This window comes from Amycolatopsis alkalitolerans (genome assembly GCF_006152065.1).
In the GTDB taxonomy this organism is placed as follows: Bacteria; Actinomycetota; Actinomycetes; order Mycobacteriales; family Pseudonocardiaceae; genus Amycolatopsis_E; species Amycolatopsis_E alkalitolerans.
The window spans coordinates 76,241-91,608 of sequence record NZ_VDFW01000005.1 but is presented as its reverse complement, the minus strand read 5'-3'; the positions used below and the strand labels follow the sequence as shown (position 1 = coordinate 91,608).

The following is a 15,368-nucleotide window of genomic DNA, read 5'->3' as shown; positions in this document are numbered from 1 at the left end:
CGGTGCCGGCATGGTGACGGTACTGGCTCAGCAGGACACCGACGACGGGTTGCGCATCGTCGCGCAGCTGTCGGCCCGCCTCGCCTACGTGTTCATGTGCACGACCCTGTGCTGGGGCGTGCTCACCGCCACCGGCTGGGTCCGCAACATCACCGGGCGCAAAGCGTTGCGCAGCAGCCATATCGCGATGGCGATGCTGACGCTCGCGTTCGGGGTCGTGCACGCCGGCGCGTTCTACTTCCTGTCCAACGGCGCGTTCACGCTCGCGCGGCTGACCGTGCCGTTCCTGCCGGGCACCCTCGCACGGCACGCGTTCGGCATCATCGGCCTGGAACTGATGGTGGCCATCGTGCTGACCGCCGGGCTGTACCGGTTCACCACGTACCGGCGCTGGCTCTGGCTGCATCGCCTGGCGTACGCCGCGATCCCGCTCCTGGCGATCCACTCGCTGTTCGGCGCGATGGCGAACGGCAACCTGCAGGTGCTGTGGCTGGGCGGGATCACGCTGATCGTGCCCACGATCGTCCTGGCCATCCTGCGGTTCCTGCCCGGCCGGTGGCTCGAACGGATCGGACTCGTCGAGGAGCTGGTGTGAAAGCACGCAACCGCCTACGCGCGCCGCGGATCAGCGTCGACAAGGACCGCTGCGAACTGTTCGGCACCTGCATGTGGGAAGCACCCCGGCTGTTCACGCTGGAGAAGGACGGCCGGCTGCGCTACCGCAGGCAACTGGCGGAGACCGACTACGCCGAGGCCGCCGCGGCGGCCCGCAGCTGCCCCATGCAGGCCATTGTCTTGAGAGGGATGACCGATGAGTGATGGAGACCGGATCGTCATCGTCGGGGCCGGGGTTGCCGGCCTGCGCGCTGCCGAACGGCTGCGGGAGCTCGGTTTCGACGGCGAGATCATCATCGTCGGCGACGAGCGCCGGAAGCCCTACCACCGGCCGATGGTGTCGAAACAGCTGGTGACCGGCCAGGTGCGGGCGATCGACACGGACCTGAAGTCCTATGTAGACCTCGACGCGCACTGGCGGCTTGGCACCAGGGCGACGCACCTGGACACCAGCCAGCGCGTCGTGCACCTGCCCGGTAAGGAGGAGCTCTGGTACGACGGGCTGATCATCGCGACCGGGGTCGTGCCACGGCACCTGCCCGGCGCACCACGGCACGACCCGCGGGTGCGGGTGCTGCGCACGGTCGAGGACTCGCTGTCGCTGCGCCGCGCGCTGACCGCGAGCACCAAACCGGCCGTGGTGATCGGCAGCGGGCTCATCGGCTGCGAGTTCGCGGCGAGCATGCGCTCGCTCGGCCGGGACGTCACGCTCGTCGGGCACGCCAAGGCGCCGCTGTACCGGTTCGGCCCCCGGATCGCGGACGCGGTCACCGGGGCGCACGAGAAGCACCGGGCGAGCCTGGCGATGAACTCCGAGGTTCGGCACTGGATCAGCACGAAGGAAGCGTTCGGGCTGCACCTGACGAACAACAAGCTGATCGTCGCGAGCTGCGTCGTGCTCGCGATCGGCAGCGTGCCGATGGTGGACTGGCTGCGCGGTTCCGGGCTGGACATCTCCGACGGCGTGCTGTGCGAAGCGACGCTGTTCGCCGAAGGCGCCGAGGACGTGGTCGTCGCCGGTGACACCGCGCGCTGGCCGAACCTGCGCTTCGACGAGACGCCGCGGCGGGTCGAACACTGGCTCAACGCGGTCGAGTCGGCCCGCGCCGCGGCGGAGAACCTGATGGCCGGGCGCGCGCTCGCGAAGCCGTACACGCCGTTGCCGCGGGCCTGGTCGAGCATCTACGAGCACCGGTTGCAGATGGCCGGGATGCCAGCGCTCGGCGAGGACACGGTGCAACTGGACGAGGGCGTGACCGGGTTCGTCAGGGGTGGCCAGCTGGTCGGCGCGGCAACCTGGGACAAGCCGCGCACGATGTTGCACTGGACCGCGGAGCTCGAACGCCGCCTCCCGGTGCCGGAGTACACGCCGGTCGCGAGCCCGCTCCCGGAGCTGTCCGCCGAGGAGATGTTCTCCGACGAGGAATGGCTCACCGTCAGCAGCCAAGGCGTCTGACCCGCGTGTTGGCCCCCCACGCGGGACGTTTGGCCGCGTGGGGGGCCAACACAGCGACCGGGCGGGCCAACACAGCGACCGGGTGGGCCAACACGGCGGGCGGGTAGTCAGCCGGCGGCGGCGTTGATCATCGCGCGGCCGACCGGGCCCGCCACCTTCGCCCCGACCGTGGCGAGGTCGTAGTTCCCGCCGGAGGTGACGACGACGGCGACGGCGATTGACGGGTGGGCCGCCGGGGCGAAAGCCACGTACCAGCCGTAGGGCTGCACTTGCTTCGGATCCGGTCCGTGCTCGGCCGTGCCCGTCTTGGACGCGATCGGGATCGCCGGGTTCTTCCCCGCCGTCCCGGAGTGGCTTTCCGAGTCCTCCATCATCTGGGTGATCGTCCCGGCGACCTGAGGCGAGATCACGTTGTCGTGCAACGTCTGCGGGGCGAAGCCCGCGATCGTGGAGCCGTCCGGCGCCTGCACCGCCTTGACCAACTGGGGCTGCATCTCCTTGCCACCGTTGGCGATCGTCGCCGCGATCATCGCGTCCTGCAGCGGGGTCTCGCGCACGTCGAGCTGCCCGATACCGCTCTGGTACAGCCCGGCGGTGCCGTTCGGGATGTTCATGCAGTCGCCGGCGGGCCCGAGACAGGACGGCACGACGCCGAGCGGCACGGTGAGGCCACTGTCGCCGAAGCCGAACTTCGACGCCTGCGCCGCGACAGCGGAAGCACCGACGCGGCCCGCGAGCGTCGCGAAAGCCGTGTTGCACGAATAGGCCAGCGCGGTCTTCATGGAGACCTGCCCGTTCACCGAGGACGGGCAGGTCTCGCCGTCGAAGTTCTCCAGCGTCGTCGCCGTACCCGGCAGCGTGATCCGTGGCGAGGCGGGCAGATCGGGCGTGTTCTCGTCGCCCGCCCCGCCGGACAGCGCCGCGGCCGAAACCACGAGCTTGAACGTGGAACCGGGCGCGTACGCCTGCGAAACGGCCTGGTTGATCAACGGGCTGGTGGCCGAATTCGGGTCGTAGCCGTTGTACGCCGACTGCGCGGCCGCCGTGTCGTGAGTGGACAGTTTGTTCGGGTCGTAGGACGGCACGCTCACCATCGCGAGGATCTGCCCCGTCGACGGCTGGATCGCGACCGCCGCCCCGGTGAACCCGTTGCGCACCATGGTGTTGTACGCCGCGGCCTGCACCTTGGGGTCGATCGTCAGCTGGACGTTGCCACCCACCGCGGTGCCCGAGGTCAGATCCGCCAGCCGCCGCAGCTCCAGCCTGGCGTCGCCGCCGTTGAGGACCTCGTTCTCCGCGTACTCCATCCCGTGCGCGCCGGAAGCCATCGAGAGGTACCCGGTGACCGGCGCGTACAGCGGACCGTCCGAATAGGTGCGCTGGAACTGCCGCTTGTCGTCGGCCGGCGTCGAGGAGGCCAGGACCGTCCCGTCGGAGGCGGTGATCATACCGCGCCGCACCGAGTACTGGTCGTAGAGGTGCAGCAGGTTCCTCGGATTGTTCGCGTAGCTGTCGGCCTTGATGCCCTGCACCCAGGAACCGTTGACCAGCAACAGAACCATGAGCACCATCATCAAGGTCCCGACGCGGCGGATCGCCCTGTTCACCGGGCCATTGTGCCACCGGCGCGTGTGCTCACCGTTTGCGAGCCAGGAACGCCACCCCGGGCCGCCGCCCGGCCGCCAGATCCAGCCGGGCCGTCACGGCCAGGCCCGCTTCGCCCAGCAACTCCGCGATCCGCTCCGAGGGCAGGAGATAGGACTCGTACGACACCGGCCGGCCGCCGTACGCCTGCGCCGGGCGCAGGTGCTCGCCGTCGCCGGTGTGTGTCGCCAGCATCACCTGCCCGCCGGGCGCGAGCGTGCGCTCGAACTCCGCGAACACGATGGGCAACCAGCCCGGTGGCGTGTGGTGGGTCGAGTAGTGCGCGAGGATCCCGCCAAGCTCGCCGTCGCCGGTGTCGAGTGCCGTCATCGAGCCGACGCTGAACCGCAGGTGCGGATACGCGCGCCGGGCAAGCAGGACCATCTCGGGCGAAACGTCCACTCCGGACACGGACGCGCCCCGCTCGGCCAGGAACGCGGTCACCCTGCCCGGCCCGCACCCCAGATCCGCGACCGGCCCGTGCACGATCTCGGCGAACGCGCCCAGCATCGCGCGGGCCACCGGATCCACCCGCGCGATGGGATACCGGCGTGCGTACTCCGCCGCGACGGTGTCGTAGGACTCGCGGACAGCGGCGACATGCGGCGGCTCGGTCATGCCGAGATCCACGTTCAGGACGGTGAGTTCGTCATTCGGCGGGTTCGGGCTGGGGGTCGGCGACGAGGTTCGCGGCCCATTCGGTGACCCGGCGCGCCACGTCCTGCGCCGTCAGCCCGACGCGCGCGAGGACCTCCTCGCGCGAACCGTGCTCGTGGAACTGCTGCGGCACCGCAAGATCTCGCAACGGGACGTCGACCTCCGCGTCTCGCAGCAGCGCCGCCAGCGCCGTGCCGAAACCGCCGTGCCGCCCGCTGTCCTCGACCGTCACCACCAGCCGGTGCGCCTTGGCCAGCGCGACCAGATCCCGCGGCGCGGGCACCACCCAGCGCGGGTCGACCACCGTCACGCCGACGCCCTGGTCCGCGAGCCGTTCCGCGGCCTCCAGGCCCAGCTTGGCGAACGCACCGACGGCCACCAGGAGCACGTCCGCACCGTCCGACGGTTTACGCAGCACGTCGACCACCCCGGCCCGCTCGACGGCTGGGACCGAATCGGCGACGCTGCCCTTGGAGAACCGCAACGCGGTCGGCCCGTCGGACACCGCGACCGCCTCGCGCAGTTCCTCACGCAGCGTTTCGGCGTCACGCGGGGCGGCCACCCGGATGCCCGGCACCATGCCCAGCAGTGACAGGTCCCACATGCCGTGGTGGCTCGGCCCGTCCGGGCCGGTGATCCCGGCACGGTCGAGCACGAGCGTGACCGGCTGCCGGTGTAGCGCCACGTCCATCAGCAACTGGTCGAAAGCGCGGTTGAGGAACGTCGAGTAGACCGCGACGACCGGATGCATCCCGCCCATCGCCAGGCCCGCCGCCGAAGTCACCGCGTGCTGTTCGGCGATGCCCACGTCGTACCAGCGGTCCGGGAAACGCTCGGCGAACTTCTCCAGTCCCGTCGAGCGCAGCATCGCCGCCGTGATCGCGACCACGTCCCGGCGCTCGCCGCCGATCTTCGCCAGCTCGTCGGCGAACACCGAGGTCCAGCTGCGGCCCTTGGGCTTGGGCAGGCCGGTCTCCGGGTCGATCGGATCGGTCTGGTGCATCTGATCGGCCTCGTGGTTGACCGCGGGCGGGTACCCGTGCCCCTTCTCGGTGACCGCGTGCACGACGACCGGGCCGCCGAACGCCTTCGCCGCCTGCAACGCCTTCTCCAGCGCCACCAGGTCGTGCCCGTCCACCGGGCCCAGGTACTTCAGGCCCAGATCGGAGAACATCATCTGCGGGCTCAGCGCGTCCTTGATCCCGGCCTTCGCCGCGTGCAGCGCCGCGTAGATCGGGCGGCCCACGACCGGGGTGTGCAGCAGCAGTTCCTTGCCGCCGTCGAGCATCCGCTCGTAGCCGGGCTGCAGCCGCAGCGAGGCCAGGTGCTCGGCGAACCCGCCGATCGTCGGCGAGTACGACCGCCCGTTGTCGTTGACCACGATCACCACCGGCCGGCCCGGCTCGGCGGCGATGTTGTTGAGCGCCTCCCAGCACATCCCGCCGGTGAGCGCGCCATCCCCGACCACGGCGACCGCGTGCCGCCCGTCGCCGGACAGCTCGAACGCCTTCGACAATCCGTCCACATAGGACAGCGCGGTGGAGGCGTGGCTGTTCTCGACGAAGTCGTGCTCACTCTCGGCCCGGATCGGGTAACCCGCGACCCCACCCGGCTGGCGCAACAGGTCGAAGCCCTCGCGACGGCCGGTGACGATCTTGTGGACGTAGCTCTGGTGCCCGACGTCGAACACGATCGCGTCGCGCGGTGAGTCGAACACGCGGTGCAGCGCCAGCGTCAGCTCGACCACCCCGAGGTTCGGGCCGAGGTGGCCACCGGAGCGCCGCACCCGGTCGATCAGGAAGTCACGGATCTCCCCCGCCAACTGCTCCAACTGGCCCTGCCCCATGCGCTTGAGATCGGCCGGCCCGTGCAGAGACTCCAGCAACGTCACTTTCCCACCTCACGTGTTCGATCCCGCGACCGTCCGCCCAGTGTACGAAGGAACGCTAGCTCGCCACCCTACTCTCCCCCGGCGCGCGCGGCCGGTCCGAAAGTGGCCTGCGTTACTGCTCGCCCGCCCGCGCCAGGGCACGGACCGTAGGATCCCGAACCGGTCGAAAACGGGAGGGATCGATGGCGGAGTTCTTCATCGACGGAGAATGGGCCGAGCCGGCCCGCGGCGGCACCAGGCAGATCCACTGCCCCGCGGACGGGACGCTGGTCGGGGTGGTCGGCGAAGGCACCAGGGAGGACACCGGGGCCGCCATCGCCGCCGCGCGCCGGGCCTTCGACGCCGGTCCGTGGCCGTCCACTCCGGCCGGGCGGCGCGGCGACCTTCTGTTGCGTGTGGCGGAACTGCTCGAACGCGACAAGGACGCCTACGCCCGCGCGGAATCGCTCGACACGGGGAAACGCCTGGTGGAAAGCGAATACGACCTCGCGGACGTCGCCGCGTGCTTCCGCTATTTCGGCAAGCTCGCGGGCCAGGACGCCGGGCGCGTCGTGGACGCCGGGAGCCCGGACGCGTTCAGCCGCATCGTCTACGAGCCTGTCGGGGTGTGCGGGCTCATCACGCCGTGGAACTACCCGCTGCTACAGGCGGCATGGAAGGTCGCGCCCGCGCTCGCGGCCGGGAACACGTTCGTGCTCAAGCCCAGTGAACTGACCCCGCATACCGCGATCCTGCTCATGCGCACGCTTACCGAGGCCGGGCTGCCGGCTGGGGTGGCGAACCTCGTGCTGGGCGCGGGCCCGGAGGCCGGCGCGCCGCTGTCGGAGCATCCGGACGTGGACCTGGTGTCGTTCACCGGCGGCCTGGCCACGGGCCGGGTCATCGCGGCGAACGCGGCGGCGACGGTCAAGAAGTTCGCGCTGGAACTGGGCGGCAAGAACCCGAACGTGATCTTCGCCGACGCGGACTTCGAGACCGCGGTCGACTACACGCTCACCGCGGTGTTCCTCCATTCGGGCCAGGTGTGCTCGGCCGGGGCGCGGCTGGTGGTGGCCGAGGAACTGCACGACCGACTGGTCGACGAGGTCGTGCGCCGCGCGGAGCGGATCCGCCTCGGCGGGCCGTTCGACCCGGACGCCGAGACCGGGCCGCTGATCTCGGCCGCGCATCTGGCGAAGGTCGAGAAATACGTCCAGACCGCGATCGCGGAGGGTGCGATCCTGCGCACCGGCGGCCACCGTCCGGACGACGAGCGGCTCGCCGCGGGGTTCTTCTATGCCCCGACCGTGCTCGACGGGGTCCGCCAGGGCAGCCACGCGGTCACCGAGGAATCGTTCGGCCCGGTGCTGACCGTCGAAACGTTCACGGACGAGGAAGACGCGATCCGCATCGCGAACGACACCCAGTACGGGCTGGCGGGCGCGGTGTTCACCACCGACGCCTCGCGTGCGCAGCGGGTCGCGAACCGGCTGCGCCATGGCACGGTGTGGATCAACGATTACCATCCGTACCTGCCGCAGGCCGAATGGGGCGGGTTCAAGCAGTCCGGTTTCGGCCGGGAACTGGGCCCGACCGGGCTCGGCGAGTACCAGGAGGCCAAGCACATCTACCAGAACCTTCGCCCGGCCCCGTCGGGCTGGTTCCGCGCCGGGCACCCCAGCCGAGAGGAGCCGATGCAGTGAGTGACGAGTTCGACTACGTGGTGGTCGGCGGCGGGACGGCGGGCGCGGTGGTGGCCGCCCGGCTTTCGGAGGACCCGTCGGTTTCGGTGTGCGTACTGGAAGCCGGACCGTCCGATGTGGACGATCAGGCGATTCTCCGGTTGGACCGGTGGATGGCCCTGCTGGAGTCCGGTTACGACTGGGACTACCTCGTGGAACCGCAGGAATCGGGGAACTCGTTCCTGCGGCACGCGCGGGCGAAGGTGCTCGGCGGATGTTCCTCGCACAACTCGTGCATCGCCTTCTGGGCCCCGGCCGAGGATCTGGACGAGTGGGCGTCGCTCGGCCTGCCCGGCTGGTCGACAGCGGAGATTTTCCCGCTGTACCAACGACTCGAGACGAACGACGGGCCCGGCGAACACCACGGGCGAGGCGGGCCGGTGACGATCCGGTCGGTCCCGCCGGAGGACCCGTGCGGCGTGGCGCTGCTGGAAGCCTGCGAACAGGCGGGGATCCCGCGCGCGGAGTTCAACTCCGGCCGCACGGTCACCCACGGCGCGAACTGGTTCCAGATCAACGCGCGTGAGGACGGTACGCGGGCCTCGTCCTCGGTCTCGTACCTGCACCCCGTGCTCGGTCAACGGTCCAATCTGGACATCCGGACCGGGGCGCGGGCGAGGCGGCTGACCTTCGACGGCAAGCGCTGCACCGGGGTCGAGTACCTGTCGCCGGATCTCCTGCACACCGTGGCCGTGCGGGCACGGCGCGAGGTGATCGTGTCCTCCGGTGCGATCGACACGCCGAAACTGCTGATGCTGTCCGGAATCGGCCCCGGGCAGCACCTGCGTGAGATCGGGCTGGACGTGCTGGTGGACTCGCCAGGGGTCGGCTCGAACCTGCAGGACCATCCGGAGGGCGTGATCCAGTGGGACGCGCGGCAGCCGATGACCACGGAATCCACGCAGTGGTGGGAGATCGGCGTCTTCACCACGACCGAGCCGGGGCTGGACCGGCCGGACCTGATGTTCCACTACGGTTCGGTGCCGTTCGACCTGAACACGCTGCGGTACGGCTACCCCTCGACGGAGAACGGCTTCTGCCTGACCCCCAACGTCACGCGCAGCCGCTCGACCGGCACGGTTCGCTTGCGCACCAGGGACTTCCGCGACAAGCCCCGGGTGGATCCGCGCTATTTCACCGATCCGCACGATATGCGCGTGATGACCTATGGCGTCAAGCTGGCCCGCGAGATCGTCGCGCAGCCCGCGATGTCGGCCTGGGCCGGTGCGGAACTGGCGCCGGGCGCGGACGTGGTCTCCGACGACGAGATCGCCGACTACCTGCGCAAGACGCACAACACCGTCTACCACCCGTCGTGCACCGCCAAGATGGGCCCGGCCTCGGACCCCCTCGCCGTACTGGACGAACGCCTGCGCGTGCGCGGCGTGGACGGGCTCCGGGTAGCGGACGGCTCCGCGATGCCGTTCCTGGTCGCGGTGAACCCGTGCATCACCACGATGGCCATCGGCGAGAAATGCGCCGACCTGCTCAAGGCGGACGCCTGATCACGAGCTGAGGCGGCTCCTTTCCACGGTCAGCTTCGCGGTTTCCGCGGCGGCCCGGCCGGCCTGCCAGCCGGCGCCGTTGCTGACCGAGTGGGACCGTCGGCTCACGCGCGGGAACAGTTCGGCGAACAGGGCGTCCACCTCCTGGCTGCGCCGGGCGAGCACCGGCCGCAGGCGTTCGTCGCTTACCTCCGCCGACGCGGCCGAGTTCGCCTCCTCCAGCCGTTCGCCGATCCGCCCGGCGTAGGCAAGCAGGAACGCGTGCCGGAACGAACGCGTCCTCGAGCCGTGCCGGCCCGCCGCGAGCATCGCCTCGGTGGCCTGGACCAGCAGCGACGTCGCCAGCAGTTCGACGAAGTCCAGATCCACCTCGTGCCCCACGACGGACAGGAAGCCCAGCCTCTGGTACGAAACCGCCCGGCAGCGGTTCGCCGAGGCCACCGCCGACACCAGCGCGGACTTCGCCGCGAGGTACGGCTCGTCCAGCCAGAACCGCCGCGCCGAACCGGCCGACCGCGGCGAGGACACCAGCGCCTGCTCGAAGGAATACCGGCTCATCAGCTCCTGCGCCTTCGCCGACAGCGCTTCGGCCTCCTCCGGGAACTGCGTCGACTCCGCCTTCGCCAGCAGGGCCCGCACCCGCGCGAGCATCCTCCCGTCCACCCCGGCCTGCGACGGCGAGGACAGTGGCAGCTCCGGCAGGGCGGGCAACGTCGCGAGCACCCCCAGCGCTCTCACCGCGCACGACAGCGCTTCGAACGAGCCACACCCTTCCCGGCGCGCGTACTGGCTCAGCCTCGGTTCCCCGCGCTGCCACCACACGACCGCACCGATCTGCTCGAGCTGCGCCCACCATCGCGGATGCACCGTCGCCGCGGGCCTGCCGTCCACCTCGGCCGCGAGCGCGTCCCCGGCCAGCCCAGCAGTCCTGGCATCGGCTCGCCGCGCCGTGATGCGGTGGACGTCGTACGGCTGCCACCCCCTGCGCAGCAGTCGCCCGACCACCTCCGCCAGGACCAGATCCGCCGCGCTGTCCACGAGACGGCGCCGCCCGGCGAACGCCGGCCCGGTCAGCTCGCGCACGACCTGCTCGCGCGCGTGCGGCCACCCGGCCGCGCGCAGCAACAGCCCGGAGATGTCTTCCAGTTCCGGCAATACCGTTACCCCCTCGCGCCCGCGGGTGCACGGCGTCGGACCGCGCGGTCAGACTCCTCGGAAAGGTTCATGGTCGGCATCATGCCCCGACCCACCGTCAGTTTCCGACAGGACAAGAGCCACGCACTCGACGTGATGTGTCATCGGGAAGGCGTCGAACGCCCGCAACCGCGCGAGCCGGTAACCCGATCCGGCGAAAGTCGCCAGATCCCGTGCCAGCGCGGCGGGATCGCAAGCCACATACACCACCCGCGCCGGCCCGCGCTCCACAATGGACTCCACGACCGCTCGTCCGGCCCCGGCGCGCGGCGGGTCCAGCACGACGACCTCGGGCCGCCCTGGCAGGTCCCGCAGCACGTGCTCGACCCGGCCGCCCCGCCAGTGCACCTGCGGCAGATCCGCCAGCGCCGCCTCGCCGTCGGCGACCGCGCGCCGCCCGGACTCCACGGCCACCACTTCGCCGTCCGGACCGACCTGGCCGGCCAGCACCGACGCGAACAGCCCCACCCCGGCGTACAGATCCCAGGCCAGCGCGTCTCGCGACGCCTGCGCCCACTCGCGCACGACGCGCGCGAAAGTGTCCGCGGCGGCGGGGTGCACCTGCCAGAACCCGTGTGCGTCCAGCTTCCAGTCACGTCCGGCGGCATGCTGCACCGCCACCCCGCCGGTGAGCTGCCTGGCCCGCCGCTTTCCCCGCGCCACGCTCAGCTCACGCACATGCGCCCGCCCGTCACCGTCGCTGGTCACCTCCAGCTCGGTGCCCGGCCGCCAGCGTCGGGCCAGCACGGAATCGAGCGCTCCGGGCACCGCGATGGGGCACTGTTCGAGCGGCACGACCCGGTGGCTGCGATGCGCCCGCAGGCCTGCCCGTCCGTCGGGTCCCGCGACGAGCCGCACCCGGCTCCGCCAACCGAGCGGCCCGCCGGGCAGTTCCTCGACCACGACCGGCCACTCGATACCCGCGAGCCGCGAAAGCTGCTCGATGACCACGCGTGCCTTGAGCTCGCGCTGGAACGCCGCCTTCGCGTGCTGCCAGTCGCAGCCCCCGCACCCGCCGGGCACGGCCAGCGGGCACGGCGGCTCGACCCGTTCCGGCGCTGCCTCGAGCACCCGCACCGCGTCGGCACGGCAGAACGAGCCGCCCTTGTCCTCGGTGATCTCCGCCAGCACGACCTCGCCGGGCAGCGCGTGCCGCACGAACACGACGCGGCCCTCGACCCTGGCCACGCAATGGCCGCCGTGCGCGACCGCACCGACCTCGGCCTCGACCGTGCGGCCGGTCCAGCTCATCGCACGCGGTCCTTCGACTGGTACAGACCGCGCCGCACGTCACCAGCCGCCGGGCGGGAGCGCGTCAGCCGGCGCGCCGCGGCCTGCGAGGACGCGAGCTGCCACGGCACGCTCGCCACCACGACCCCGGGCTGGAACAGCAGCCTTCCCTTGAGCCGCAACGCGCTCTGGTTGTGCAGCAGCTGCTCCCACCAGCGGCCGACCACGTACTCCGGGATGAACACGGTGACCACGTTGCGCGGATTGTCCCCGCGCACCCGTTTCACGTAGTCCACCACCGGTTTGGTGATCTCGCGGTACGGCGACTCCAGCACCTTCAGCGGCACCTTGAACCCGTGCGTGTCCCATTCCGCGGTGAGCCTCCGCGTCTCCTCGTCGTCGACGTTGACCGTGACGGCTTCGAGCGCGTCCGGCCGCATCGCCTTGGCGTAGGACAGCGCCCGCAGCGTCGGCAGGTGCAGCTTCGACACCAGCACGATCGCGTGGTTGCGCGAGGGCAGCGTGCGCTGGTCGTAACGGTCCACTTCGGAAAGCTCGGTGGCGACCCGGTCGTAGTGCCGCCGGATCCCGGTCATCAGCACGAAGATCACCACCATCGCGGCGATCGCGATCCACGCGCCGAGCAGGAACTTGGTGACCAGCACGAGCACCAGTACCGCGCTCGTCATGATGAGGCCGAACGTGTTGATCGCCTGGGAACGCCGCATCCGGCGGCGGGCGGCCGGATCGGTTTCGGTGCGCAGCAGCCGGTTCCAGTGCCGGATCATCCCGCTCTGGCTGAGCACGAACGAGACGAACACGCCGATGATGTACAGCTGGATCAGCCGCGTGACCTCCGCGTCGAACGCCACGACGAGCACGATCGCGAAGGTCGCCAGGAAGATGATCCCGTTGGAGAAGGCCAGCCGGTCGCCCCGGGTGTGCAGCTGGCGCGGCAGGTAGCGGTCCTGCGCGAGGATCGAGCCCAGCACCGGGAAGCCGTTGAACGCGGTGTTCGCGGCCAGCACCAGGATCAGCCCGGTGAAGAAGATGATGTACCAGGTCGCCGGCGGGAACCCGGCGAACACGGCGTTCGCCAGCTGCGCGACCAGCGTCTTCTGCTCGTAGCCCGCCGGGGCGCCGATCAGCTGGCCCGGATCCTCGGCGATCACGGCGTGGCTGATCCGGGCGAGGATGATCAGGCCGAGGAACATCACGACCGCGATGACGCCCATCAGCAGCAGCGTGGTCGCGGCGTTGCGCGACTTCGGCTTGCGGAAGGCGGGCACGCCGTTGCTGATCGCCTCGACGCCGGTCAGCGCCGCGCTGCCCGAGGAGAACGCCCGCAGGATCAGGAACGCGAAGCCGAGCCCGGCCAGGTGCTGACTGTTCTCCGGCAGGCTGAAGCCCGCGCTCTCCGCGCGCACGGTGTCGCCGAGCACAAACACCCGGAACAGGCCGTAGAGCAGCATGCACACGATGCCGACCACGAAGGCGTAGGTCGGGATCGCGAACGCGGTCCCCGACTCGCGGATGCCACGGAGGTTCATCGCGGCGAGCACCACGATCGCCGACACCGCGAACAGGACCTTGTGGGTGGACACGAACGGGATGGCCGCGCCGATGTTGGCCGCCGCCGAGGAGATCGAGACCGCGACGGTGAGGATGTAGTCGACGAGCAGCGCGCTCGCGACGACCAGCCCCCATCTGCGCCCGTGGTTCGTGGTCGCCACCTCGTAGTCACCGCCGCCGGAAGGGTACGCGTGCACGTTCTGGCGGTAGGAGGCGACGACCGCCAGCATGACCACGACGACCACGATGCCGATCCACACGCTGAACGCGTACGCGCTCAGCCCCGCCACGGACAGCGTGAGCAGGATCTCTTCCGGGGCGTACGCCACGCTCGACATGGGGTCGGAGGCGAACACCGGCAGCGCGATGCGCTTGGGCAGCAGCGTGTGGGACAGCCGGTCGCTGCGGAACGGACGGCCAAGGAGCAGCCTTTTTGCCACGGTCGCGAACTTCGGCACGGTGAGAGACTACTTTGCGTCCGGACAAGGTAGGTTCTCCGCTGGTGTAACGCGGGTAACCGCTGTTCGGGCTATGCACAGGAGGCAAGCGGGTGCACGTGGTGATCATGGGATGCGGCCGGGTGGGCGCGTCCCTGGCCGCGGCGCTGGAGCGTCTCGGCCACGAGGTCGCGGTCATCGACAAGGCACCGGACTCGTTCCGGCGCCTCGGCCCGGAGTTCCACGGCCGGCAGATCGTCGGTGTCGGGTTCGACCGTGAGGTGCTGATCGAGGCCGGCATCGAGAGAGCGGGTGCCTTCGCCGCGGTCTCCAGCGGCGACAACTCCAACATCATCTCGGCGCGGGTCGCGCGCGAGACCTTCGGCGTCGAGCACGTCGTGGCCCGGATCTACGACCCCAAGCGGGCGGCGGTCTACGAGCGCCTCGGCATCCCGACAATCGCCACCGTCCCGTGGACCACCGACCGCTTCCTGCGTACCCTCCTGCCGGAGGGGGTGGCCTCGGCGTGGCGGGACCCGACGGGCAACGTGGCCGTCCTGCAACTCCCGCTGCACGACGCCTGGGTCGGGCGCAGCGTCCGCGATCTGCAGGAGGCCACGGGCGCGCGTGTCGCGTTCATCATGCGGTTCGGCACGCCGGTGCTGCCGGACGCCAAGACGGTGCTGCAGGCTGACGATCTCGTGTATGTGGCCGCGCGGTCCGGGACGGTCAGCGACGTCACGAGCGTCGCCGCCAAGGCCCCAGAGGAGGAAAGCTGATGCGGGTCGCGATCGCCGGTGCGGGTGCCGTGGGGCGCTCGATCGCTCTCGAGCTCATCGACGGCGGGCACCAGGTCATGCTGATCGAACGGTCCGCGGCCCAGTTCGAGCCGGAGATCGTCGAACAGGCCGACTGGGTGCTCGGCGACGCGTGCGAGGTCTCGACGCTGGAGGACTCCGGTATCGAGCGCTGTGACGTCGTGATCGCCGCGACCGGGGACGACAAGGTCAACGTGGTCGTGGCGTTGCTCGCGAAGACGGAGTTCGCGGTGCGGCGCGTCGTGGCGCGGGTGAACGACCCGTCGAACGAGTGGCTGTTCACCGACGCGTGGGGCGTGGACGTCGCGGTGTCGACCCCGCGGATGCTCGCCGCGATGGTCGAGGAGGCGGTGAGCGTCGGCGATCTCGTGCGGCTGATGACGTTCCGGCAGGGCCACGCGAACCTCGTCGAGCTCACCCTGCCGGAGGAGACGCCGCTCGCCGGACGGCCCGTCAGCGAGATCGCGCTGCCGCGCGACGCCGCGCTGGTGACGATCCTGCGCGGCGAGCGGGTGATCGTGCCGCAGCCGGAGGACCCGCTGGAGCCGGGCGACGAACTGCTGTTCGTGGCGAACGCCGAAGTCGAAGCCGACGTCCGCACCGCCCTCGGCTACTGACGACGAGATCT

At 70.6% G+C, this 15,368-nt stretch carries 13 protein-coding genes; 7 read left to right on the top strand and 6 right to left on the bottom strand.

From position 1 onward, the window contains the following. Positions 1-10 precede the first annotated feature (10 nt). The 3 genes from FG385_RS08045 to FG385_RS08035 are packed head-to-tail and all read left to right on the top strand — an operon-like array spanning position 11 to position 2,071. The gene (locus FG385_RS08045; RefSeq protein WP_139095995.1) at positions 11-595 is read left to right on the top strand and encodes a ferric reductase-like transmembrane domain-containing protein; all 585 of its coding nucleotides are present in this window, start codon (positions 11-13) and stop codon (positions 593-595) included. Further along, positions 592-819, top strand: coding sequence for a ferredoxin (locus FG385_RS08040; protein WP_235022441.1), 228 nt, complete (start codon positions 592-594; stop codon positions 817-819). The genes FG385_RS08045 and FG385_RS08040 overlap by 4 nt, the downstream gene beginning before the upstream one ends. Then, positions 812-2,071 (top strand): NAD(P)/FAD-dependent oxidoreductase, encoded by a 1,260-nt coding sequence (locus FG385_RS08035; RefSeq protein ID WP_139095994.1) that lies wholly within the window; start codon positions 812-814, stop codon positions 2,069-2,071. Before FG385_RS08040 ends, FG385_RS08035 begins: the two co-directional genes overlap by 8 nt. 107 nt (positions 2,072-2,178) lie before the next feature. On the opposite strand, the gene FG385_RS08030 is transcribed toward FG385_RS08035, so the two are convergent. From FG385_RS08030 to dxs, 3 genes are read right to left on the bottom strand one after another with little or no spacing between them, the layout of a single operon-like run. Continuing rightward, on the bottom strand, positions 2,179-3,678 hold the full coding sequence (locus FG385_RS08030) for a penicillin-binding transpeptidase domain-containing protein (protein ID WP_139095993.1): 1,500 nt from the start codon (positions 3,676-3,678) through the stop codon (positions 2,179-2,181). Positions 3,679-3,706: 28 nt separating this feature from the next. Continuing rightward, complete coding sequence (locus FG385_RS08025) at positions 3,707-4,333, bottom strand: class I SAM-dependent methyltransferase (RefSeq protein WP_139095992.1); 627 nt, start codon at positions 4,331-4,333, stop codon at positions 3,707-3,709. A gap of 31 nt (positions 4,334-4,364) precedes the next feature. Then, positions 4,365-6,263: a 1-deoxy-D-xylulose-5-phosphate synthase gene (gene dxs, locus FG385_RS08020; RefSeq protein ID WP_139095991.1), complete on the bottom strand. Its 1,899-nt coding sequence runs from the start codon at positions 6,261-6,263 to the stop codon at positions 4,365-4,367. Between the two features lie 182 nt (positions 6,264-6,445). On the opposite strand from dxs, the gene FG385_RS08015 reads away from it, so the two are divergent. Both FG385_RS08015 and FG385_RS08010 read left to right on the top strand, forming a co-directional pair. Beyond that, a complete protein-coding gene (locus tag FG385_RS08015; RefSeq protein ID WP_139095990.1) occupies positions 6,446-7,945 on the top strand; it encodes an aldehyde dehydrogenase family protein in 1,500 nt (499 codons plus the stop codon). Then, the gene (locus tag FG385_RS08010) at positions 7,942-9,489 is read left to right on the top strand and encodes a GMC family oxidoreductase (RefSeq protein WP_139095989.1); all 1,548 of its coding nucleotides are present in this window, start codon (positions 7,942-7,944) and stop codon (positions 9,487-9,489) included. The genes FG385_RS08015 and FG385_RS08010 overlap by 4 nt, the downstream gene beginning before the upstream one ends. On the opposite strand, the gene FG385_RS08005 is transcribed toward FG385_RS08010, so the two are convergent. From FG385_RS08005 to FG385_RS07995, 3 genes are read right to left on the bottom strand one after another with little or no spacing between them, the layout of a single operon-like run. Further along, positions 9,490-10,644, bottom strand: a complete 1,155-nt coding sequence (locus FG385_RS08005; RefSeq protein ID WP_139095988.1) for a DUF2786 domain-containing protein — start codon at positions 10,642-10,644, stop codon at positions 9,490-9,492. It lies immediately after the preceding gene. Between the two features lie 48 nt (positions 10,645-10,692). Then, positions 10,693-11,934 carry a class I SAM-dependent RNA methyltransferase gene (locus tag FG385_RS08000; RefSeq protein WP_139095987.1) on the bottom strand — a complete coding sequence of 414 codons (1,242 nt, stop codon included), beginning with the start codon at positions 11,932-11,934 and terminating at the stop codon, positions 10,693-10,695. Beyond that, the gene (locus FG385_RS07995; protein WP_139095986.1) at positions 11,931-13,943 is read right to left on the bottom strand and encodes an APC family permease; all 2,013 of its coding nucleotides are present in this window, start codon (positions 13,941-13,943) and stop codon (positions 11,931-11,933) included. The genes FG385_RS08000 and FG385_RS07995 overlap by 4 nt, the downstream gene beginning before the upstream one ends. 92 nt (positions 13,944-14,035) lie before the next feature. Between FG385_RS07995 and FG385_RS07990 the strand changes: the two genes are divergently transcribed. Beyond that, positions 14,036-14,701, top strand: coding sequence for a potassium channel family protein (locus FG385_RS07990; protein ID WP_139095985.1), 666 nt, complete (start codon positions 14,036-14,038; stop codon positions 14,699-14,701). Next, entirely contained in the window at positions 14,701-15,357 is a 657-nt protein-coding gene (locus FG385_RS07985) for a potassium channel family protein (RefSeq protein WP_139095984.1), read from the top strand. Before FG385_RS07990 ends, FG385_RS07985 begins: the two co-directional genes overlap by 1 nt. Positions 15,358-15,368: the final 11 nt, after the last annotated feature.

Bases quoted from the DNA above. Each gene is read 5' to 3' on its own strand.
- FG385_RS08045 (WP_139095995.1), top strand. From the start codon at position 11: ATGGTGACGGTACTGGCTCAGCAGGACACCGACGACGGGTTGCGCATC.
- FG385_RS08035 (WP_139095994.1), top strand. From the start codon at position 812: ATGAGTGATGGAGACCGGATCGTCATCGTCGGGGCCGGGGTTGCCGGC.
- FG385_RS08025 (WP_139095992.1), bottom strand. From the start codon at position 4,333: ATGACCGAGCCGCCGCATGTCGCCGCTGTCCGCGAGTCCTACGACACC.
- FG385_RS08015 (WP_139095990.1), top strand. From the start codon at position 6,446: ATGGCGGAGTTCTTCATCGACGGAGAATGGGCCGAGCCGGCCCGCGGC.
- FG385_RS08000 (WP_139095987.1), bottom strand. From the start codon at position 11,934: ATGAGCTGGACCGGCCGCACGGTCGAGGCCGAGGTCGGTGCGGTCGCG.
- FG385_RS07985 (WP_139095984.1), top strand. From the start codon at position 14,701: ATGCGGGTCGCGATCGCCGGTGCGGGTGCCGTGGGGCGCTCGATCGCT.